Source organism: Schumannella luteola, from assembly GCF_013408685.1.
Classification (GTDB): domain Bacteria; phylum Actinomycetota; class Actinomycetes; order Actinomycetales; family Microbacteriaceae; genus Schumannella; species Schumannella luteola.
Map to the genome: position 1 here is coordinate 1,261,803 of NZ_JACBZY010000001.1, position 19,879 is coordinate 1,281,681.

Here is a 19,879-nt window from a genome sequence, read left to right on the forward strand (position 1 = left end):
TCGCTGCCGCCGCGGCCGCTGTCGGCCGCTACAGGGTCAGATCCGATCGGTGTGGATGCGCGACACCCGGATCTCGACCCGCACCGGCCCGGCGATCGCGCGCACGCGGGCGGTCAGCTCGTCGCAGAGCTCGCGCGTCGGCCGGGTGTCGTCGATCGCGACGCTGATCGCCACCGAGCCGGATCGCAAGGCGCTCGCCGGGCGGGCGACGCCGTCGCCGGCGACCTGCTGCAGCGCGCGCAGGGCGGCCGGGTCGGTGGGGAACAGGCGCTGCACTCCGGGTGCGGCCAGAACGGCCGCGTCGATCGCGAAGCCGAGTTCGCCGGCTGCAGAGGCGTCGCCGTCCCCGGCGGGCGCGGCGGGGGAGGTGCGGTCGCTCATCGCGGCTCCGATCCGGGCTCGGCTGTCGTGGGCGCTGCGGCGTCGGTCGCCGAGGACCCCGCGACGTGCACGTCGTCGATCGTGATGTCGACGCGATCCGGCTCGAGCGGCGTCGACCGTCGCAGCGCCGCGGCGACCCGGTCGCGCACCTCGGCGGCGATCGGGTCGAGGCGCCGACCCGCCGCGACGCTGATGCTCAGCTCGACCTCGGCGCGGGCGTCATCCACGATCCTCAGCCCGACCCGGCCGACGAGGGCTCCGTCGATGGCATCGCCGGTCTCGCGCATCAGCTGACGGATCGCGCCCTCGGTGACGACGTAGCGCGCATCCTCGCCGGTGCCGGGGAAGGGGATGTCGCGCCCGGCGCGCACCTCGCGGCTGATCGTGTCGAGCAGGGCGCGGATCCAGTTCTCGTCCGGGGCGGGCTGCGCCGCGGCGTCTTCGGCGACGAGGTCGCGGGTGAGGGCGCCGAGGCGGTCGATCGAGTCGAGCAGGGCGACGCACTCCGGGTTGCCGTCGATCGCGGCGATCGCCGGGGTGCGGCCGCGATCGGCATAGGCCGACAGCGCCTCCAGGTCGTACCCGGAGCCGCCGATGCCGCCGGGGCCGGTCGTGTCGTTCGCGGAAGTCATGCCTGCCTCCACTCCATCATCTGCTCCAGCAGGTGCGCACGCGCTCGGGCCAGACGCCCACGAACCGTGGAGACGGGCACCTCGAGCCGCGCGGCGATCTCCTCGTAGCTCGCGCCGGAGATCTCGCGCAGGGTCCAGGTGACGCGCACCTCGTCGGGCAGCGTGTCGACCGCCTCGGCGAGCGCCTGCAGCTGCGACGACAGCACGGCCCGCTCCTCGGGTCCGTCGGTCACGGCGGCCGGGTCGAGCTCGTCGATCGGGTCGGCCTCACGGCGCGAGCGGATGCGGTCGGTCGCCTTGCGCGCGACGATCGTCGCCAGCCAGCCGCGCACCTTCGCCGGCTCGCGCAGCTCGGGCAGGCGCCGCCACGCGGTGATGAGCGCTTCCTGCACGACGTCGTCGGCATCGGCCCCCGACCGGGTCAGCCGGATCGCGAAGGCCCGCAGGTAGCCGGCGTGCCGGCGCACCAGCACCGCGAAGGCGATCTCGTCGCCGTCGGCGGCGCGCTGGGCGAGCAGGGCATCCGCGGCGTCATCGAGCGCGCTCATCCCGTCACCGCCTCTCCCAGCCGACTGCCAGCAAAACCGGCGTGACGAAACCCGTGCCGGATGCGTCACATCCGCGAACAACCTAAGCCACCGCCCCCCGAGCGGTCGGCGGCTGACAGCTCGCGCGGATGATCGCGCGGCGAAGACCTCGAACAAGGAGACCCCCATGGCTCAGCCCGGCACCCCCACCACCGCCCCCGCGACCCTGCAGGGCAAGACCACGATCGTCGATCCGGTCGTCGCGAAGATCGCCGGCATCGCCGCCCGCGAGGTGCCGGGCGTGTTCGCGCTCGGCGGCGGCGCCGCGCGCATCATCGGCTCGGTGCGCGACGCGATCGGCAACACCGACCTGTCGCAGGGCGTCAAGGTCGAGGTCGGCGAGACCGAGGTCGCCGCGGATGTGACGATCGTCGTCGAGTACCCGCAGCCGCTGCAGACCGTCGCCGAGGGCGTGCGCGCCGCGGTGGCCGACGCGATCACCGGGCTCATCGGCATGCAGATCGCCGAGATCAACGTGATCGTGACCGACGTGCACGTGCCCGGTGAGGACACCGCCGAGCCGACGACCGAGGCGCGGGTCCAGTGACGCCCGCCATGAACGGCGTCGTCATCGGCGGCGCCGCCGGGATCGCGCTGGCCTTCGCCGGCCTGGCCTTCGGCTTCTGGGGTCTCGTGCTCGTCGCCGTGCTGGGCGCGGTCGGCGCCGTGGTCGGCGCGGCCGTGACGGGTCGACTCGACCTGCGTGCGGCGTTCGATGCCGCACGCGGGCGCCGGGTCGGATGAGCGCGGTGACGCCGGGTGCGGTGACGGCGGGCGACGCCGACATCCCCGGTCGCGTCTCGGTCGCCGAACGCGCGCTGCGCGCCGTGTTCGCGGCGGTCGCGGCCGAGCACCTCGGGGTGCGGCCGCGCGACGTGAAGGCGACCGTCGCCGATGAGCGCGGGCGTCTCGCCGTCGCGGTGACGGCGCCGGCGCGACGCTCCGGCTGCGGCTCGCTCGCCGAGCGTGGCGGCGCCGCGCGGGATGCGGTGCGCGCCGACGGCGCACGGATCGCCGGCGTCGAGGTCGCCTCGGTGTCGGTGCGGATCACCGGCGTCGCGGCCGCGGACCGGTCCGCGGCGCGCGGTGCGACAGGAGAAGGACGGAGAGCACGATGAGCACGGATGCCGATGGTCGCTTCGCGCGCACGCTCGCGCGGCGCGAGATGCACCGTTCGCGTTCGGTCGCCTCGGGCGTCGCCGCCGTGCTGGCCGCGCTCGCCGTGACCTACGCCGCGGTCGAGCTCGTGCTCGCGGCCTCCCGGTTGCTGCCGTTGCTCGTGCGCCCGGCCGATGCCGAGAGCGCCTGGCGCGACGGCGCTCCGCTCGTGCTCGGGGCGGCGGCCGTGCTCGCCGCGCTCGGGGTGATCGCGCTGCTGCTCGCGGTGCTGCCGCAGCGCCGGCCGCGTCACCGTCTCGATGACGCGCGCAGCGTCATCCTCGTCGACGACGACGTGCTCGCCTCGGCGGTGTCGCGGCGCCTCGCGCGCTTCGCCGGCGTGGCCGCCGATCAGGTGCGCACGGCTGTCGGGCGCGGCTCGCTCGTCGTGCTGGTGCGCCCGACCTCGGGTCGCCCGCTCGCTCAGGTCGAGCTCGACGACACTGCGGCGGCGTTCGCGACGGCGCTCGCCGCGCGTCCTCGTCTGCGCTCGCGGGTGACGGTCGCCCGCGACGGGGTGCTGGCGCGATGACCCGCAGCAACCGCACCCTGAACCGGCTCGTGCTCGCGCTCGTGGGCGTGCTCGCGCTCGCGGGGGCAGCGGCTCTCGTCTGGCCGGCGGCCGCGCGGGCGCGTCTCGAGGTCGCGGGGCTGGTCGTCCCCCCAGCCCCGCGCCTCGGGCTCGCCGCGCTGCTCGCCGGACCCGACCGTCTCGGCGTCGCCGGCGCTGCCGCGGCAGTCGCGCTCGTCGCGCTGCTGCTGGCCGTGGCGTGGACGGCGAGCCGTGGACGCGGAGGCACCGCGACGGTGGTCGACGTCGATGGCGTGCGCATCGACATCCACGCCGTGCGCGACCTGCTGCAGGACTCGCTCGGCCCGACCCCTGCCGTGGTCGGCGTTGGCGCGACCGCGCACCGGCTGCGCGGACGCACCGCGCTGCGCGTGACGGTGCTGACGCGCCGGCACGCCGACCTGCCAACGCTGCTCGACGCCGTGCGTGGCGCGGTCGATGACCTGGATGCGGCGCTCGGCGCCCGGGTGCCCGTCGTCGTGCGGGTGCGAACCGGCCTGCGCTCGAGCTTCGCGCGCGAGCAGCGGGCGGAGTGAGCCGCTTGACGTGACCTGAGCTGAACGGGCCGAAGCCCGCCCCATCCCGAGCCCCGAAAGAGAAGAGAGAGGACGCCGACATGGCACTCGACGACGACATCAAGAACACGGCCCAGAAGCTGACCGGCAAGGGCAAGGAGGTGATCGGCGCCGCGACCGGCAACGAGAAGCTCGAGACCGAGGGCAAGGCCGATCAGGTCTCCGCGACGGCGAAGGAGAAGGTCGCCGACGTCAAGGACGTCGCGAGCGACCTCAAGGACAAGCTGACCGGCGGCGGCAGCGGCCGCTGAACGACTGTCCCGGCGGCTGGTTACCGCACGGGAGGCGCGGGTCGATCCCCCTGATCGGATCGGCCGGCCAGAGGGCGATCCGGGACTCCCGGATCGCCCTCTCTTCCGTTTTAACGTTATTATCTGCGCATGGATGCAGATAAGCAGGTGTGCGGGCGCGAACCCGACAGTCAGTACGTCGAGCTCGCGGTCGAGATCTTCGCGATGCTGGCGGATGCGACGCGGGTGCGGATCATCCAGGCGCTGCGCGACGGCGAGCGCTCGGTCACCGAGCTCGCGGAGGCGACCGGCAAGGCGCCGACCGCCGTGTCGCAGCACCTCGCGAAGATGCGGCTCGCCCGGCTCGTCACCACTCGGCAGGAGGGCACGCGCGTGTTCTACCGGCTCGCGAACGAGCACGCCGCGCGGCTCGTGACGGACGCGATCTTCCAGGCCGAGCACTCGCTCGGCGGCACGCCGCGGCACCACCACGGCGAGCCGAGCGGCGAATGACGTCGGCCGCGGGGCACGCGCACGCTCATCACGATCACGATCACGATCACGATCACGATCACGATCACGATCACGATCACGATCACGATCACGATCACGACCACGCCCACCGCGGCGGCGTGATCGGCTTCCTCACCCACCTCGTCGTGCCGCACACGCACGACGCCGCCGATTCGATCGACGACGCGATGGAGGCGAGCGCCGAGGGTGTGCGGGCGCTCAAGATCAGCCTGTTCGTGCTGCTCGGCACGACGATGCTGCAGGCGGTCGTCGTGGCGCTGAGCGGATCCGTCGCCCTGCTGGCCGACACGATCCACAACTTCTCGGATGCGCTGACCGCCGTACCGCTCTGGATCGCCTTCGTGATCGGACGCCGCGCCGCGAGCCGGCGCTACACCTTCGGCCTCGGCCGCGCCGAGGATCTGGCGGGCCTGTTCATCGTGGTCGTCGTCGCGCTCTCGGCGATCGTCGCGGCCTGGCAGTCGATCGACCGCATCGTGAACCCGCAGCCGATCCACGCGCTCGGCTGGCTCATCGCGGCCGGGCTCATCGGATTCGCCGGCAACGAGACGGTGGCGATCTACCGCATCCGTGTCGGGCGGCGCATCGGCTCGGCCGCTCTCGTCGCCGACGGAGTGCACGCCCGCGCCGACGGCTTCACCTCGCTCGCGGTCGTGCTCGGCGCTCTCGGGGTCATGCTCGGCTTCCCGCTCGCCGATCCGATCGTCGGCATCCTCATCTCGGTCGCGATCCTGGTGCTGCTGGTCGGCACGGTGCGCAGTGTCGGCCGTCGGCTGATGGACGGCATCGAGCCCGACCTGGTCGACCGTGCAGAGCAGGCGCTGCTCGCGACGCCGGGCGTGCTCGAGGTCGAGCACCTGCAGCTGCGTTGGGTCGGGCACCGGCTGCAGGGGTCGGCGGATGTGGTGGTCGAGCCCGCGCGCGCGGTCGCGCTCGCCGAGGCGCAGTCGATCGCCCGCGCCGCCGAGCACTCCGCGTCGCACGCGCTGCCGAACCTCGACGAGCTGCGGGTGCGCGCGGTCGCGGCGCCCGCCGTGGCGGCTTCCGTCTGAGCGGGCCTACGGGTTCTCGTAGTACCCGTCGAGCTGCGCCACGCCGAGGACGTGGCCGGCGGCGGCCGCCGCGAGGTCGTCGAGGCCGAAGTCATCGGCGAGGGTGAGCGGCGCATCCACCGCGAACAGCTGGAAGGCGTAGAGGTGCGGGCCGTGCGAGGGGACCGGCATCGGGCCGACCCAGCCGCGTCGGCCGGCGACGCCGCGGCCGAAGCGCAGCGCGGATGCCGAGCCCGGCTTCGCGGCGGCCGTGCTGACCGCGTTCTCGGCGAGACCGCCGAGCGCGGGGTCGATGCCGGCGACCACCAGATGCGCGGGGGTGCGCAGGCTCGGCGCGTCAGGGTCTTCGACGACGAGCACGAGCTCGACGGCGCCGGCCGGGACGCCGGCCCAGGCGAGCGCCGGGGAGACGTTCGGCGCGAACAGCCGCCCGCGGAACGCGCTGGGGACCGTGCCGCCGTGCGCGAAGGCCGGGCTCGTCAGTGCGAAGGGCTCGGCATCCGATCCGTCGGCCGGCTGCAGCTCGGCTCGCGCGACGGCGAGGGTCTCGGGTCCGTTGCGGCGGTGACGCAGCGCGCGCCCGATCGGATTCGGCATGCGCCCATCCTGCTCCCGCCCCGGGCGATGTGCGCGGCGACCGCTCGGCCGCCACTCAGGCCGCCGCTCAGACTGCCTCGAAATACTCCGCGTTCTCGATGAGGATGCGGGTGTCGAGCCGGTGGTTCCAGACCACCTGGATGCCGTGCCTGGTCAGCGTCGGCGTGACCACCTCATCCATCAGCGCGGTCGTGGTGCGCTCGTAGAACTCGTTCTGCGCGGGCTCGTCGAGCGCGTTCCACTCGGCCTCCGACAGGTAGGCGTCGGGGAAGGCGCCGTAGCCGAGGTAGGTGCTGTTCGACTCGATCAGCTGCTCGGTGTCCTGCATGTGGAAGTAGACGTAGCCGCGCGAGGGCCGGTCGGCGGGCCGCTCATCCCAGATCTCGCCCGAGGCGCAGGTTCCGCAGCAGCTGAAGTTCTGCCGGGCGACGACGCCGAGGGTCTCCAGCTCGGCGAAGGCGTCGGTCAGCGCGGTGCGCGGTGTGTCGCCCCACAAGGCCTGCTGAGCGCGGCGGGCGTCGAGCACGAGCTGCCAGACCTGCTCGGCGCGCGGCTCGTCGAGCAGCTCGGAGGCGGTCGCCCAGTCGACGAACTCGAAGGGGTCGTCGACCCCGCGGGTGACGACCGCCCAGGCCTGCTCGCGCAGCTCGGCCTCCGCCTCGCTGTCGAGGCCGAGCGAGTCGGGCAGTCGGAATCCGTCGGGCTGGGCGTTGAGGCGCGAGGTCACGGCCACACCCTAGTCACGAACCCGAGGGGAGTTCGAGGATGAGGCGGCGGTGAGGTCGGCGGCATCACCGGCGCCGCCGGCGGTGGGGTGGGCGCCGGCCCCGCGCTTCCCGGCGCGCTGCTCGGCCTCCATCCGCTCCGCTTCCTCGCCGGTGATCGCCTCGCCGCGGGCGGCGAGCCCGGCGACGTCGGAGAGCGGGATCTGCTTGAGGAAGATCGCGAGCAGCAGCGCGAGGCCGATGAACGGCAGCAGGTACCAGAACACCGGGGCGAGCGCGTCGGCGTAGGCGTTCACGATGCCGTCGCGCACCCCGTCCGGCAGCTGCGCCAGGGTCTGCGGGTCGAGCGTGGCGGCGGAGGCCGAGGCATCCGAGGCGTTCGCGCCGGCGCCCGCGAAGACCTTCGTGAGGCCCTCGGTCAGGCGGGTGGTGAAGATCGTGCCGAACACGGCCGTGCCGAGCGCGCCGCCCACCTCGCGGAAGTAGTTGTTCGTGCTGGTGGCTGTGCCGAGCTGCGCGGCCGGCACGGCGTTCTGGGCGACGAGCACGACGACCTGCATGATCAGGCCGAGTCCGGCGCCGAAGATCGTCAGATAGACGCAGATCAGCCAGATCGGCGTGGACGCGGCGAGCGTCGTCATCGCGACCATCGCGCCGCCGACGACGATCGCGCCGACGATCGGGTAGATGCGGTAGCGGCCGGTCTTCGTGATGAGGATGCCGGAGCCGATCGAGGTCGCCAGCAGTCCCGCCATCATCGGCAGCAGCAGGAGTCCCGACTCGGCCGCCGAGGTGCCGGACGACATCTGCAGGAACGTCGGCACGAAGCCGATCGCCGAGAACATGCCGAGGCCCAGCGCGAGGCCGATCGCGGTGGCGTTGATGAAGGCGGCGTTGCGGAACAGCGCGAGCGGGATGATCGGATCCTGCGCCCGCGACTCGGTGATCACGAAGGCGAGCACCGCGGCGACCAGGCCGGCGCCCCACATCCACGTCTCGATCGCGCCCCAGCCGTGCTCCTTCTGCCCGCCGAAGTCGGTGAAGAAGATCAGGCAGGTGGTGGCGATCGAGAGGAAGACGACGCCGAGCACGTCGATCTTCTTCGTCGCCTTCTTGCTCGGCAGGGTGAGCGCTACGGCGGCGATGATGAACGCCGCGATGCCGACCGGGATGTTGATGTAGAACGCCCACTGCCAGGTCAGGTGGTCGACGAAGAAGCCGCCGAGCAACGGCCCGCCGACGGCCGAGAGGCCGAAGATCGCGCCGAGCGGGCCGAGGTACTTGCCGCGCTCGTTGGCGGGCACGATGTCGGCGATGATCGCCTGGCTGAGGATCATGAGCCCGCCGCCGCCGAGTCCCTGCAGGGCGCGGAACACCACGAACACCCAGAAGTCGGAGGCGAAGGCGCAGCCGACCGAGGCGAGGGTGAAGATCGCGATCGCCACCAGGAAGAGGTTGCGTCGCCCGAGCACGTCGCCGAACTTGCCGTAGATCGGCATGACGATCGTGGTGGCGAGCAGGTAGGCGGTGGTGATCCACACCTGGTTCGCGACGCCGCCGAGCTCGCCGACGATGGTCGGCATCGCGGTCGAGACGATGGTCTGGTCGAGGCTCGACAGCAGCATGCCCGCGATGAGGGCGCTGAAGATGATCCAGATGCGCCGCTTGGTGAGCAGCAGGGGGCCGGATGCGGTGGTGTTCACGATGATGCTCTCTCTGCGGGGCGGGTCAGTCGGCGAGCAGCGCGCGGGCGGTGGCGAGTCGCCGCCCAGCGAGCGTGCGGTAGGTCGCGGTGTTGTCGGGGGCGAAGAACTGCGCGCCGACGGCGCGGACGAGTCCGCCGACCAGGTGCACGGCGGTCACGGCGCGCACGTCGTCGGGGCTCGTGGTCGTGGCGGCGAGGTCGGGGGCGCGGTCGGGGTCGTGGCGGATGCTGAGCCGTCGCTCGACGAGCTCGATGTCGTCGCGGTCGGACTCCTCGACGAGGCCGACGACGTGGGTGACGAGTCGCGGCTCGTGCTCGAGCACCCGGATGAGGTCGGGCACCTCGTCGCCGCTGATCTCGAGACGCTCCCAGCGACGTACCGCGCGCTCGAGCAGGTCGTCGACGAGAGGGCCGGTGCCGGCGAGGAACTCGTCGTCGAGGTCGCTGTCGTCGCTCTTCAGCGGGATGCCGATGACGGCGTTCTCCTTCGACGCGAAGTAGTTGAAGAAGGTGCGGCGCGAGACGCCGACCTCGGCGCACAGCTCTTCGATCGTGAAGCCGGCGAGGCCGCGGTCGGCGGCCCAGGCGCGCGCGGTCATGCGCAGCCGGCGGGCGGTCGCGATGGACTTCTGCTCGCGCAGAGTCGGTGCACTCTCGGTCATGAAGTGCAGTTTTGCACTGAAAGCCTGAAAGTGCACCTTGAGCCCGACGGATGCCGGCGCCGGTCATCTCGGCCGGCGCGGGGGCTCAGCCGGTCGTGCCGCGCACCACCAGACGCGGACGGATGAGCGTCTCAGTTCCCGGCTCCGGCGCCGGATCGGCGAGCAGCCAGCGGGCCGCCGTGCGACCGATCTCCTCACCCGCGGTGTCGACCGAGGTGAGGTCGATGCGGTCGATGCCCGCCAGATACGTGTTGTCGTAGCCGGCGATCGCCAGTTCGCCCGGAACCGAGCGGTTCGCGGCGGTCGCCGCCGACATCGCGCCGAGCGCGACCAGATCGTTGACGCAGGTGTAGGCCGTGATGTCCGGGCGCTCGGCGATCAGTCGCGCCGCCGCATCCTGCCCGCTCTCCTCGGTGAAGCCGGCCGGTTCGACGTGGATGTGCTCGGCCAGGCCGAGCTCGCGCATCGCCCGCTCGTATCCGGCAGCTCGGCTCACCGAAGCCGGGCCGCCTGCGCCACCGAGATGCGCGATGCGGCTGTGGCCCTGCGCGACGAGGTGCTCCACGAGCAGGCGGAGCCCGTGGTCGTTGTCGCTGCGCACCGAGGTGGCGCGCGGCAGTTCGGCGATCGAGGCTGCGGCCACGACGATGCGCAGGTCGGGGCGCACGCGGCGCACGACATCCAGGTCGGGCACGACGCCGACGACGAGCAGCCCTGCGACGTTGAGATCCTCGAAGGCGTGCACGATGCGCTCGTCGGTGACGGTCGTGCCGTCGGGTCCGGGCAGCACGGCGCTCGACATGAGCCCGTAGCTGCCGGAGTCGCCGAGCTCGGCACGCGCCGCATCCACGATCGTCGCGAACACCGGGTTGTGCAGGTTCGCGACGAGGATGCCGAAGAAGCTCGAGCCGTAGCTCTTCAGCCCCGAGAGCGAGCTGGCGACCCAGTTCGGGCGGAAGCCGAGGCGCTCGGCGGCATCGAGCACGAGCTGGCGGCGCTTCTCGCTGACCTTCTCGGGCGTGCGGTAGACGAGCGACACGAGCGCGTGCGAGACGCCGGCGGCCGCGGCGACGTCGCGCATCGTGGGTCGCCTGGTCATGCCGCCTCCGCTCCGCCGCGTGTCGGCAGACCCCGAGTCTAGGGATCCCGACGGCATCGGCGGCGTCGGCGGAGGCGGCACGGCTCAGCGTCCGATCACGAGCGCTCGAGGAAGATCGCTCCGGTCGAGATGTCCGACTCGAGCTTCTCGAGTGAGCGTCCGTGCGTCTCGGGCACCTGGGTCGCGATGAACACGATCGAGGCGACGCCGAGTCCGGCGAAGATGAAGAAGGTGCTCGAGATGCCGACGCCGGCGACGACCGAGGGGAAGGCGAAGGCGACGAGCGCGTTCGTCACCCAGAGGAACAGCACCGAGACGCCGATCGCGAAGCCGCGGATCTTGAGCGGGAAGATCTCGGCCAGCATGACCCACACGGTGAGTCCGAGGGTCGCCTGCATGCACGCGACGAAGAGGATGACGAGGCCGAGGATCGTGTAGGCGCGCACGGGGCCGTCGGGCAGCACGAGCGAGAAGGCGCCCACGAGCAGGTGCACGGTCGTGATGCCGACGAAGCCGCCGATGAGCAGCTTGCGTCGCGGGATGATCTGGATCAGCTTGAGCCCGATCAGCATCGCGCCGACCGAGACGACGCCGTTGGCGACGTTCGCGATGAGGGCGGCGTCCGCCTCGAACCCGGCCGTGATGAGCAGCTGCGATCCGTAGAACATGATCGAGTTGATGCCGGTGAACTGCTGGGCGATCGCCAGCCCGATGCCGATCAGCACGATGCGGCGCACCCACGGCAGACGCAGCGAGCGCCAGCTGCCGAGCTTCGACTCGGCCTCGTCGGCGGCGAGCCGCTCGACCTCGGCGATCTCGGCGACCGCGCGCTCCTCGGAGCGCACCTGCTTGAGCACCGCGAGCGCCTCGTCACGGCGTCCCTTCGAGAGCAGCCAACGCGGGCTCTCGGGCATGCGCAGCATCCCGATGAACAGGGCGATCGCGGGCAGCGCGGCGACCGAGAGCATCACGCGCCAGACGCCGTCGCCCTCGCCCCACAGATTGCCGATGATCGCATTCACCACGAACGCCAGGAACTGGCCGAAGACGATCACGACCTCGTTGAGACCGGTGATGCCGCCGCGGCGCTCGGTGGGCGAGATCTCGGCGAGGAACACCGGCACGGTCACCGAGGCGCCGCCGACCGCGAGCCCGAGCACGAATCGCGCCGCGATGAGCACACCGGCGGTCGGCGAGACGACGCAGCCGAGCGTAGCGACGAAGAACAGCACCGCGAGCCACACGACGAGGCGACGGCGGCCGTAGGCGTCGGAGAGCCGGCCGCCGAGCATGGCGCCGATCGCGGCTCCGATGAGCAGCGAGCTGGTGACGATGCCCTCCGTCAGCGGCGTGAGTCCGAGCTCGTGCTTCATCGGCTCGAGCGCGCCGTTGACCACGCCGGTGTCGTAGCCGAAGAGCAGGCCGCCGAAGGTGGCGACCACGGCGACGACGCCGAGGCGACGCGAGTGCGGTCCGGGGGTGAGCGGCGGCAGGGACGTGGCCATGCGGGTCAGGGGGGTCGACATGTGACTCCTTCGTCGGGGGTGGTGCGTCGAATGGTGGTTCGATGGCGGCGCGGTGATCCGCGCCGGCGGCCGGGCTCTGCGAGGCCCGGCCGGCTCAGCGTGGTCGGCGGGTCAGGCGGCTGCGGCCGGTCGGATGCCGATGGCCTCCTGCAGGGTCGCGACCGCGATCGGGATGCTCTCCTCGCGGGGCAGATCCCAGTCTTCGTTCTCGATGCAGACGGCCCCGTCGAAACCGGAGTCGCGCACGTCGGCGAGGAACTGCGTCCACCAGGCGGTGTCGTGCCCGCGGCCGACGGCGACGAAGTGCCACGGCCCGTTCTCGGGCGGGCGCGTGGTGAGGTAGCGGCCGCCGAGCGGCTGCGGCTCCTCCTCGGCGGGGATGGAGGTGAAGCGGTCGTCGAGCACGCCGTACTCGGCGATGCCCTCGGCATCCAGCACCGTGTCCTTCGCGGCGACGTGCCAGACGCGGCCGGCGAAGCGCTTCGCGAAGCGGCTCGGGTCGATCCCCTGCCAGAACAGGTGGCTCGGGTCGAGGTTGACGCCGAGGCTGTCGCTGCCGACGGCGTCGATGAAGCGCTCGAGCGTTCCCGGGTTGTAGGTGAGCATATGCGGGTGGATCTCGAGCGCGAGCTTCACGCCGTGGTCTTCGGCGAAGTCGGCGATCTCCTTCCACGCCGGGATCGCGACCGACCACTGGTAATCGCGCACCTCGAGCAGTCCGCTCTCCCAGGGCACGAGCGACCAGGTCGGCAGGGTCGCCGCGGGGTTCGAGCCGACGTTGCCCGACATCGCGTTGAGCACGGGCAGTCCGAGCTGCGAGCTGAGCACGATCGAGTCGAGGAGGTCCTGCTTGTGGGGCACGCTGACCTCGGGGTCGGGATGCGTGGGGTTGCCGTTGGCGTTGAGGATCGCGAGGTTCACGCCGGCGTCGGCGAAGACCTGCTGGAACTCGTCGCGCGCGGCGGCGCTGGTCGAGAGCACCGCCGGGTCGCAGTGGCGGCGGATGTTGAACCCGGCCGAGGGCACCTCGGCGTCGGTGATGCCCCACGCCTTCGCGCGGGCGAGCGCCTCGGCGAGGGGGAGGTCGAGGAGGGCGGCGAGGTACAGGCCGACTCTCATCGGGTCGTCGTCTCGGTCATGGAGCTTCCTTGCTTCGTGGGGAGGTCTGATGCGGGCACTGGTGCAGTGGCCCGCGATCTGCGAGATTAGACCGGTCTAATATGACTGTCAACACGACCGGCCCATGCCGGGCGTGAGCATCCACCTCCCGGTCGCCCCCACGCCCCGCGCCGAGGGTCGCAGAACCAGAAACAGGACCGTTCGATGACGATCACCGCAACCGAGGCCCGCCCGCGCACGCTGCGCGTCGCCCTCATCGGCGGCGGGCTCATGGCCCGCTCGCACTCCTTCGCCTACAACTCGCTGCCGAGTCTGTTCCCCGAGCTCGGCGTCGTGCCCGAGCTGTCGATCCTCGCCGACGTCGACGACGAGCGGGCCCGTGCCGCCGCCGCGCAGCTCGGCTTCGCCCGCTTCACGAGCGACTGGCGCGAGGCGGTCACGGCCGACGACATCGACGTCGTCGACATCGTGACCCCCAACTCGCTGCACTTCGACATCGCGATGGCCGCGATCGCCGCCGGCAAGCACGTCTACTGCGAGAAGCCCCTCGCGATCACCGTCGACGAGGCGCGGCGGATGCGCGATGCCGCCCGCGTGGCCGGCGTGCGCACCATCGTCGGATTCTCGTACCTCGGCGGCCCCGGCATCCAGCTCGCGAAGCAGTTCGTCGATGACGGCACGCTCGGCGACATCTGGCAGATCAAGTCGCACTTCTTCGCCGACGGCAACGCCGACCCGTCGCTGCCGCGCACCTGGCACTACGAGCGTGCCAAGGCCGGTCTGGGATCGCTCGGCGACCTCGGCTCGCACGTCATCTCGCTGGTCGAGTTCCTCGGCGGGCCCGTGGACGAGGTGTTCGGCGAGCTCGCGACCGTCGTGCCCGAGCGCCCCCGCGCGGTCGGCGCGCTCTCCTACGGCTCGAAGGCCGAAGAGGGGGCGCCGCTCGATCCCGTCGAGAACGACGACATCGCGACCGTCGTCGCCCGCCTCTCGGGCGGCGCCCGCGCCCTGATCGAGACCAGCCGCGTCGCCAACGGGCACTCCTTCGACCTGGCGCTCGAGATCGTCGGATCGAAGGGATCGCTGCGCTTCAGTCAGCAGGATTCCTACGCGGTCGACCTCTTCCTGCGCGGCGAGCAGGCGCAGCGCTTCACCGGCACGACGGCGATCACGATGGGCCCGCAGCACGGCGACTACGCCGCGTACTGGCCGTTCGGCGGAGTCACGCTGGGCCTGCACGAGCAGAAGGCGATCGAGGTGCGCAACCTGTTCCGCGCGATCGTCGAGGGCCACGAGGCCTACCCGTCGTTCGAGCAGGGCGCGAGCGTGGTCGAGGTGCTCGACGCCGCGCAGCGCTCGAGCGACGAGCGCGTCTGGGTCGACGTCGCCCGCTGACTGGACGACGGCGTCGGAAACACCGAAGCCCCGGCCCCGCGTGAGCGGGAGCCGGGGCTTCGTGCATCCGGGATGCGATGCGCGCCGACGTCAGGCCGCGATGCCCAGGCGGCGGATGCTCTCGTGGCGCATCCACACGGCGTTCTCGTGAGCCTTCTCCTCCTGCGAGAAGACGGCGACGGTCGCGATGCCGTCGAACTCGACCTCCTTGAGGGCGGCGAAGAACGCGTCGAGGTCGACCTCGCCCTGGCCGTAGGGCAGGTGCTGATGCACGGTCGCGTTGGTCTCGGCCGGGTTGAGTAGGTAGCGGCGGCCGCCCGAGGCGCGGTAGTCGAAGCTGTCGGCGAGGTGCAGGTGCTTGAGGTCCTTGCCCGCGTAGCGCACGATCTCGGCGATGTCGTGGCCCTGGTAGAAAGTGTGCGGCACGCAGTAGAGGAAGCCGACGTTCTTCGAGTTGAGGCCGCGGATGAAGCGGATCGCCTCGATGCCGTCTTCGATGAAGTCGTCGGGGTGCGGCTCGATGTTGAGCTTGATCCCCTCCTTCTCGAGGCGGGGCAGGATGACCTCCATCGACTTGAGGAACTGGCCCTCGCTGCGCTCCGACTGCTCGGGGCGGCCCGAGAACTCGGAGTTCATCTGGTCGACGCCGAGCTCGACCGTGATGTCGATCGAGCGCAGCCATGAGCGCACCGCGGCCTGGCGCTGGTCTTCGTCGGGGCTCGACCAGCGCAGGATCGGCAGCACCGACGCGATCTGCACGCCGGTCTCCTTCAGCGAGCGCTTGAGCGTCTGCACGAGGTCGTCGTTCGCGCGCGGGTAGAGGTAGAAGGGGAAGAAGTCGTCGCGCTGCGAGAACTCGATGTACTCGTAGCCGAGCTCGGCGACGGTGCGCACCATCTCGGGGATCGGCAGGTGCCGGAATGGCAGCGGGTCGATGGTGAGTTTCATGAACGGGCTCCTGGTGTCGTGGATCGCGGCGGCCGAGCTGCGCCGGCGATGGAGATCCGCGCCGGAGCGCGACAGCGCACTCGCAACGCAAACTAGACCGGTCTAATATGTCCTGTCAAACCCCGACACCTGTCGAGGATATGGCCTATTGACAGAACAAAATAGACCGGTCTAACGTTCGTGGCGGATGCCCGCATCCACCCACAGCACCATCCCCTCGCATCGCCTCATCCATTCATCGGGCGACAGCAGTGAAGTCGGCCATCCTGGTCGGCACAGCAGCGTCGCTGACAACGAAAGGAGCTGGGACATGGTCGTCTCGCTCACCCGCCGCCCGTCTCGTCGCCGCCGAGCCCTGCTCGCGGCCGTCCCCGTCATCGCCGGCCTCACGGTCGCCGCGCTCGCCGGCTGCACCTCCGGCGGCGCCGGCACCGCGACCGGCACGACCGACGACGACGCCAAGGGCGTCAACATCGTCATCATCGGCGGCGCCAGCGACGACGCATTCTTCTCGTCGATCAAGCGCGGTGTCGACGACGCCAAGAAGGTCGTCGAGTCGCACGGCGGCAAGGTCACCTACCTCGCGCTCAAGGACTACAACAACATCGGCCCCGACGCCGCCCAGCTCGTGAAGAACGCGCTCGGCCAGAAGCCCAGCCTCATCGCCGTGCCCGACTGGGTGCCCGAGGCCGAGAATCCGGCCATCAAGTCGGTCGTCGACGCCGGTATCCCGGTCATCCTCTACAACGCAGGCGGCTACGAGGAGGCCGAGAAGGTCGGCGCGCTGACCTACATCGGCACCGACGAGTACCTGGCCGGCGTGGCCGGCGGCGAGGCGCTCGGCAAGGCCGGCGTGAAGAAGAACGTCTGCGTCAACACCGTGCCCGGTGCGCAGAACCTCGAAGACCGATGCCGCGGCGTGGCCGACGGACTGAAGAAGAGCGGCGGCGAGTCGACTCAGCTCTCGCTCGCCGGCTCGAGCTACGGAAATCAGACCGCGGTGTCGCAGGCCATCAAGGCCGCGCTGCAGAAGGACTCCGACGTCGACGGTCTCGCTACGGTCGGCGGTTCCGACGCGGCCGCCGCCCTCGATGCGCTCAAGCAGTCGGGCGTCGGCGACAAGGTCAAGTACGTGCACTTCAACGTCGACTCCAAGATCCTCGACGCGGTCAAGTCGGGCGTCGCCTACGCGACGATCGACCAGCAGCCGTACCTGCAGGGCTTCTACGCCGTGTCGGCCGGCTTCCAGTACGTGACCTACGGTCTCGATACCCCGACCAAGCCGATCCTCACCGGCCCGCTCGTGGTGGATAAGGACAACGTCGACAAGGCCGTGAGCGGCGCCAAGGCCGGCGTGCGCTGATCCCGGCGGGGGGATGCCCTGGGCGTCTCGGCATCCCCCTTCTCCCGACGGTGCGGCTGTGGTGGCCGCCGTCGGGGTGCGGAGGCGGCCACGCAGGGCCGCCGATGGTGCGGCGGGCGCCGGGCGGGAGACCGTGCCGGCGCCCGCTGTGGTCGCTCCCGAGTGAGGGGCCCGCCGACGCCGCACGTGGCAGACGGCCGGAATGGATCGTGACGAGGTCAGGGGGCCGACATGGCTGAGGGACTCGCGCTCGCCGAGGGCGACATCTTCGAGATCGACCGCACCGCGGGAGATCGCGTCGCGGTGATCGCCCGAGGAGGCGACGACGCATCGCGCGTCCGTCGCCTCACCATCGAGGGCAGCTCGGCCCGGCAGCGGGAGGTCCTCATCGACGAGCTGATCGCCGCGCTCATCGAACTGCGCGATGCCTGACCTCCGGGCTCCGGCGCTCGAATCAGAGCCGTGAACGCCTCGACGACGAAGGGACAACGCTGTGAAAAGCCGAGAGCACATCCGTATCGCCGTGATCGGCGCCGGGACGATGGGTCTCGACCACATCCGTCGGCTCACTCGTTCGACGAGGGGCGCCGAGGTCGTCGCCGTGATCGAGCCGGATGCGGGGCGCGGTGCGGTGGGTGTCGAGAGCTCAGAGGGTTCGGCGGTGTGGCATCCGGATCTGACGAGCGCGATCGCGGACGGCGGCATCGATGCCGCCGTCGTCGCCTCACCGGGCGCCTTCCACGAGGCGGCGCTGCACGAACTGCTCGACGCGGGGCTGCCGACGCTGTGCGAGAAGCCCCTGACCCTCGATGCCGTGAGCGCTCGCCGGGTCGTCGATCACGAGATCGCGATCGGGCGCCGGCTGATCTCGGTCGGGTTCCATCGTCGCTTCGACGACGGCTACCGCGCGCTCCGCTCGGTCGCGCGCGCCGCCGCGTTCGGCGATCTGCTGCTGCTGCACTGCCGGCACCGCAATCCCGACCTGCCTCCGGGCTGGGATGACGCGCTTCTGATCGAGGATGCTGCCGCGCACGAGATGGACATCGTCGCGTGGCTCGCGGGTGAGCCGGTCGTCTCGGTCGAGGTGCGGCGCGGCAAGAGCAGTCGCCATGCGCGGGACGGCGTGAGCGATCCGATCATGCTGCTGTTGCGCACCGAATCGGGAGTGCTCGCCGACGTCGAGATCAACATGAGCTCGCAGGCGGCCTACCAGGTCGCGACCGAAGCCGTGTTCGAGGCGGGCAGCGTCGTCGCGGACGCCCCCGAGGGGCCTACGACCCTGCACGACGGCCGTCGCCATCGCGCGGTCGACCGCTCGTACGTCGGGCGATTCGCAGCCGCCTACGACCGTGAGTTCCAGGAGTGGGTGGACGGTCTTCGTGGTGTCGGCGACGGGTGGACGGGTGCATCGGCCTGGGATGGCCTGCTCACCGTCGCCCTGTGCGAGGCGGGCATCGCGGCGGCGCGCTCGGGTGCGCGCGCGGACGTCGTGGTCGAGCAGCGCCCCTCGATCTACGTGACGCTCCCCTGACGGCCCGCCGGCGCACCGCAGCCGGGTCGCAGCCGGGTCGTCGGCGGGCTCAGGCGCCGGGCGACACCGCCGCGACGGCGCGCTCGACGCCCCAGTCCCACGCCGCGTCCAGGTCGCCGCCCATCTGCAGCGAGTCGCTCAGGCGCATCGTGAGGTAGCCGTTCGCCCACGCGGTGAGAAAGCGCGCGGCGTCGAGCGCGTGCGCGGCGCCGACGAGGGCGGCCGTCGCGGCGAGCAGCGGGGCGAGACTGCGCTCGAGATCGTCCGGGGTGGGGCGCGGAACGCCCTCGGCGACGCCGAAGACGAGCCCGTAGCCCTGCGGATTGGCGAGCGCGAAGGTGCGCAGCGCATCCAGCTGGCGGCGGATGGAACGGGTCGCGTCGGCGGGGTCGGCCGCTGCCTCGACGCGGTCGTTGAGCTCGTCGACGGTCGCCGCGACGACGGCGGCGAGCAGGGCGCGTCGGTCGCGCACGTGCTTGTAGAGGCTCGGCGAGCGCACGCCGACGCGCTCGGCGACGGCGCTCATCGTGACGGCATCCGGTCCGCCGGATTCGAGCAGGGCCCGGGCGGCGGCGACGACCTGGTCGATGCCGGTCTTCGGCGGGGTCGGCATGGATGGGGCTCCTGTTCGTCGCTGTCACGGTATCCGTGCGGGGTATCCGTGCTTGACGGATGTCTGATAGCTAATTATCTTAGCCATCATGCAGCTCGCACCGGGACTCCACCGCATCGGCAACGACATCGTCGCCGCCCACCTCCTCGTCGCCGCCGAGGGCATCACGCTCGTCGACGCCGCCCTGCCGGGCCACTACTCCGACCTCCGCCGTGAGCTCGACGCGCTCGACCGGCCGATCACCGACGTCCGCGGCATCGTGCTCACGCACGGCGACAGCGACCACATCGGCTTCGCCGAGCGTCTGCGCAGTGAGCTCGGCATCCCCGTCTTCATCGGAGCGGGGGATGCCGACCGCGCCCGCGGTGCGAAGCCGCCGGCCACGCCGAAGGATGCGATGAAGCTCGGCCCGACCCTCGGCTTCGCCGCCTACGGCCTGCGCAAGGGCATGGTGCGCATCCCGCCGCTGAAGGAGGTCGTGCCGGTCGCCGACGGCGACGTGCTCGACCTGCCCGGCGCACCCGTCGTGATCGGGATGCCCGGGCACTCGCCGGGCAGCATCGCCGTGCTCGCGCCGGCGCAGCGCGCCGTGTTCGTCGGCGACGAGCTCACGACACGGCACGTGCTGACAGGAGTCGAGGGGCCGCAGCCGGCGCCGTTCACCGACGACCAGCACGACTCCTCGGTGTCGCTCGACAAGCTGCGCGGACTCGACGTCGACTGGGTGATCCCGGGTCACGGCGCTCCCTGGCGCGGCGGTCCGGACGCGCTGATCGACGCCTACCGGGCCGCGGAGGCGGCGCGCGTCTGAGTCGCGCGCTCGCGGGTATTGCGTAATCATGACGGACGCACTTATCGTGCAACACGGATGAACCG

Annotated in this window: 25 protein-coding genes; 13 read left to right on the top strand and 12 right to left on the bottom strand. The window is 71.5% G+C overall.

All coding sequences use genetic code 11. The features are described from left to right. Positions 1–36: 36 nt before the first annotated feature. Genes BJ979_RS05590 through BJ979_RS05600 form a run of 3 tightly spaced genes read right to left on the bottom strand, consistent with a single transcriptional unit; the run spans position 37 to position 1,561 of the window. Positions 37–381: a hypothetical protein gene (locus tag BJ979_RS05590; protein ID WP_179565985.1), complete on the bottom strand. Its 345-nt coding sequence runs from the start codon at positions 379–381 to the stop codon at positions 37–39. Further along, a complete protein-coding gene (locus BJ979_RS05595) occupies positions 378–1,013 on the bottom strand; it encodes an Asp23/Gls24 family envelope stress response protein (protein ID WP_179565987.1) in 636 nt (211 codons plus the stop codon). The genes BJ979_RS05590 and BJ979_RS05595 overlap by 4 nt, the downstream gene beginning before the upstream one ends. Next, positions 1,010–1,561: an RNA polymerase sigma factor gene (locus tag BJ979_RS05600; RefSeq protein ID WP_179565989.1), complete on the bottom strand. Its 552-nt coding sequence runs from the start codon at positions 1,559–1,561 to the stop codon at positions 1,010–1,012. The genes BJ979_RS05595 and BJ979_RS05600 overlap by 4 nt, the downstream gene beginning before the upstream one ends. A gap of 166 nt (positions 1,562–1,727) precedes the next feature. On the opposite strand from BJ979_RS05600, the gene BJ979_RS05605 reads away from it, so the two are divergent. The 8 genes from BJ979_RS05605 to BJ979_RS05640 all read left to right on the top strand — a co-directional run bounded on the left by BJ979_RS05605 (position 1,728) and on the right by BJ979_RS05640 (position 5,720). Beyond that, entirely contained in the window at positions 1,728–2,147 is a 420-nt protein-coding gene (locus BJ979_RS05605) for an Asp23/Gls24 family envelope stress response protein (protein ID WP_179565991.1), read from the top strand. Then, positions 2,144–2,344, top strand: a complete 201-nt coding sequence (locus tag BJ979_RS05610; RefSeq protein WP_343046608.1) for a hypothetical protein — start codon at positions 2,144–2,146, stop codon at positions 2,342–2,344. Before BJ979_RS05605 ends, BJ979_RS05610 begins: the two co-directional genes overlap by 4 nt. A gap of 5 nt (positions 2,345–2,349) precedes the next feature. Beyond that, positions 2,350–2,718: a hypothetical protein gene (locus BJ979_RS05615; protein ID WP_179565993.1), complete on the top strand. Its 369-nt coding sequence runs from the start codon at positions 2,350–2,352 to the stop codon at positions 2,716–2,718. Next, complete coding sequence (locus BJ979_RS05620) at positions 2,715–3,290, top strand: hypothetical protein (protein WP_179565995.1); 576 nt, start codon at positions 2,715–2,717, stop codon at positions 3,288–3,290. The genes BJ979_RS05615 and BJ979_RS05620 overlap by 4 nt, the downstream gene beginning before the upstream one ends. Continuing rightward, positions 3,287–3,865, top strand: coding sequence for a hypothetical protein (locus BJ979_RS05625; protein WP_179565997.1), 579 nt, complete (start codon positions 3,287–3,289; stop codon positions 3,863–3,865). The genes BJ979_RS05620 and BJ979_RS05625 overlap by 4 nt, the downstream gene beginning before the upstream one ends. A gap of 80 nt (positions 3,866–3,945) precedes the next feature. Continuing rightward, positions 3,946–4,155: a CsbD family protein gene (locus tag BJ979_RS05630; protein WP_179565999.1), complete on the top strand. Its 210-nt coding sequence runs from the start codon at positions 3,946–3,948 to the stop codon at positions 4,153–4,155. Between the two features lie 129 nt (positions 4,156–4,284). Next, complete coding sequence (locus BJ979_RS05635) at positions 4,285–4,647, top strand: ArsR/SmtB family transcription factor (protein WP_179566001.1); 363 nt, start codon at positions 4,285–4,287, stop codon at positions 4,645–4,647. Then, positions 4,644–5,720, top strand: coding sequence for a cation diffusion facilitator family transporter (locus BJ979_RS05640; protein WP_179566003.1), 1,077 nt, complete (start codon positions 4,644–4,646; stop codon positions 5,718–5,720). The genes BJ979_RS05635 and BJ979_RS05640 overlap by 4 nt, the downstream gene beginning before the upstream one ends. A 6-nt stretch (positions 5,721–5,726) precedes the next feature. On the opposite strand, the gene BJ979_RS05645 is transcribed toward BJ979_RS05640, so the two are convergent. The 7 genes from BJ979_RS05645 to BJ979_RS05675 form a co-directional block, all read right to left on the bottom strand. Further along, positions 5,727–6,317 carry a YbhB/YbcL family Raf kinase inhibitor-like protein gene (locus BJ979_RS05645; RefSeq protein ID WP_179566005.1) on the bottom strand — a complete coding sequence of 197 codons (591 nt, stop codon included), beginning with the start codon at positions 6,315–6,317 and terminating at the stop codon, positions 5,727–5,729. A gap of 67 nt (positions 6,318–6,384) precedes the next feature. Then, the gene (locus tag BJ979_RS05650) at positions 6,385–7,044 is read right to left on the bottom strand and encodes a DUF6891 domain-containing protein (protein ID WP_179566007.1); all 660 of its coding nucleotides are present in this window, start codon (positions 7,042–7,044) and stop codon (positions 6,385–6,387) included. A 9-nt stretch (positions 7,045–7,053) separates the two neighbouring features. Next, complete coding sequence (locus BJ979_RS05655) at positions 7,054–8,745, bottom strand: MDR family MFS transporter (protein ID WP_179566009.1); 1,692 nt, start codon at positions 8,743–8,745, stop codon at positions 7,054–7,056. Positions 8,746–8,770: 25 nt separating this feature from the next. Continuing rightward, positions 8,771–9,409: a TetR/AcrR family transcriptional regulator gene (locus tag BJ979_RS05660; RefSeq protein WP_179566011.1), complete on the bottom strand. Its 639-nt coding sequence runs from the start codon at positions 9,407–9,409 to the stop codon at positions 8,771–8,773. Between the two features lie 85 nt (positions 9,410–9,494). Beyond that, entirely contained in the window at positions 9,495–10,508 is a 1,014-nt protein-coding gene (locus tag BJ979_RS05665) for a LacI family DNA-binding transcriptional regulator (RefSeq protein WP_179566013.1), read from the bottom strand. Positions 10,509–10,603: 95 nt separating this feature from the next. Continuing rightward, a complete protein-coding gene (locus BJ979_RS05670; RefSeq protein WP_179566015.1) occupies positions 10,604–12,034 on the bottom strand; it encodes a sugar porter family MFS transporter in 1,431 nt (476 codons plus the stop codon). A 111-nt stretch (positions 12,035–12,145) separates the two neighbouring features. Then, positions 12,146–13,153 carry a sugar phosphate isomerase/epimerase family protein gene (locus BJ979_RS05675; protein ID WP_179566017.1) on the bottom strand — a complete coding sequence of 336 codons (1,008 nt, stop codon included), beginning with the start codon at positions 13,151–13,153 and terminating at the stop codon, positions 12,146–12,148. Positions 13,154–13,357: 204 nt separating this feature from the next. Between BJ979_RS05675 and BJ979_RS05680 the strand changes: the two genes are divergently transcribed. Continuing rightward, a complete protein-coding gene (locus BJ979_RS05680; RefSeq protein ID WP_179566019.1) occupies positions 13,358–14,548 on the top strand; it encodes a Gfo/Idh/MocA family protein in 1,191 nt (396 codons plus the stop codon). A gap of 90 nt (positions 14,549–14,638) precedes the next feature. Here the strand turns inward: BJ979_RS05680 and BJ979_RS05685 are convergent, their stop codons facing one another. Beyond that, complete coding sequence (locus BJ979_RS05685) at positions 14,639–15,496, bottom strand: sugar phosphate isomerase/epimerase family protein (RefSeq protein WP_179566021.1); 858 nt, start codon at positions 15,494–15,496, stop codon at positions 14,639–14,641. A 310-nt stretch (positions 15,497–15,806) separates the two neighbouring features. On the opposite strand from BJ979_RS05685, the gene BJ979_RS05690 reads away from it, so the two are divergent. From BJ979_RS05690 to BJ979_RS18080, 3 genes are all read left to right on the top strand, one after another. Next, entirely contained in the window at positions 15,807–16,859 is a 1,053-nt protein-coding gene (locus BJ979_RS05690; protein WP_179566023.1) for a substrate-binding domain-containing protein, read from the top strand. 231 nt (positions 16,860–17,090) lie between these two features. Further along, positions 17,091–17,291: a hypothetical protein gene (locus BJ979_RS05695; RefSeq protein WP_179566025.1), complete on the top strand. Its 201-nt coding sequence runs from the start codon at positions 17,091–17,093 to the stop codon at positions 17,289–17,291. A gap of 61 nt (positions 17,292–17,352) precedes the next feature. Further along, positions 17,353–18,390, top strand: a complete 1,038-nt coding sequence (locus tag BJ979_RS18080; protein WP_179566027.1) for a Gfo/Idh/MocA family protein — start codon at positions 17,353–17,355, stop codon at positions 18,388–18,390. A gap of 49 nt (positions 18,391–18,439) precedes the next feature. Here BJ979_RS18080 and BJ979_RS05705 read toward each other — a convergent pair whose 3' ends face one another. Then, on the bottom strand, positions 18,440–19,003 hold the full coding sequence (locus BJ979_RS05705) for a TetR/AcrR family transcriptional regulator (protein WP_179566029.1): 564 nt from the start codon (positions 19,001–19,003) through the stop codon (positions 18,440–18,442). Between the two features lie 88 nt (positions 19,004–19,091). On the opposite strand from BJ979_RS05705, the gene BJ979_RS05710 reads away from it, so the two are divergent. Further along, entirely contained in the window at positions 19,092–19,814 is a 723-nt protein-coding gene (locus tag BJ979_RS05710; protein WP_179566032.1) for an MBL fold metallo-hydrolase, read from the top strand. Positions 19,815–19,879: the final 65 nt, after the last annotated feature.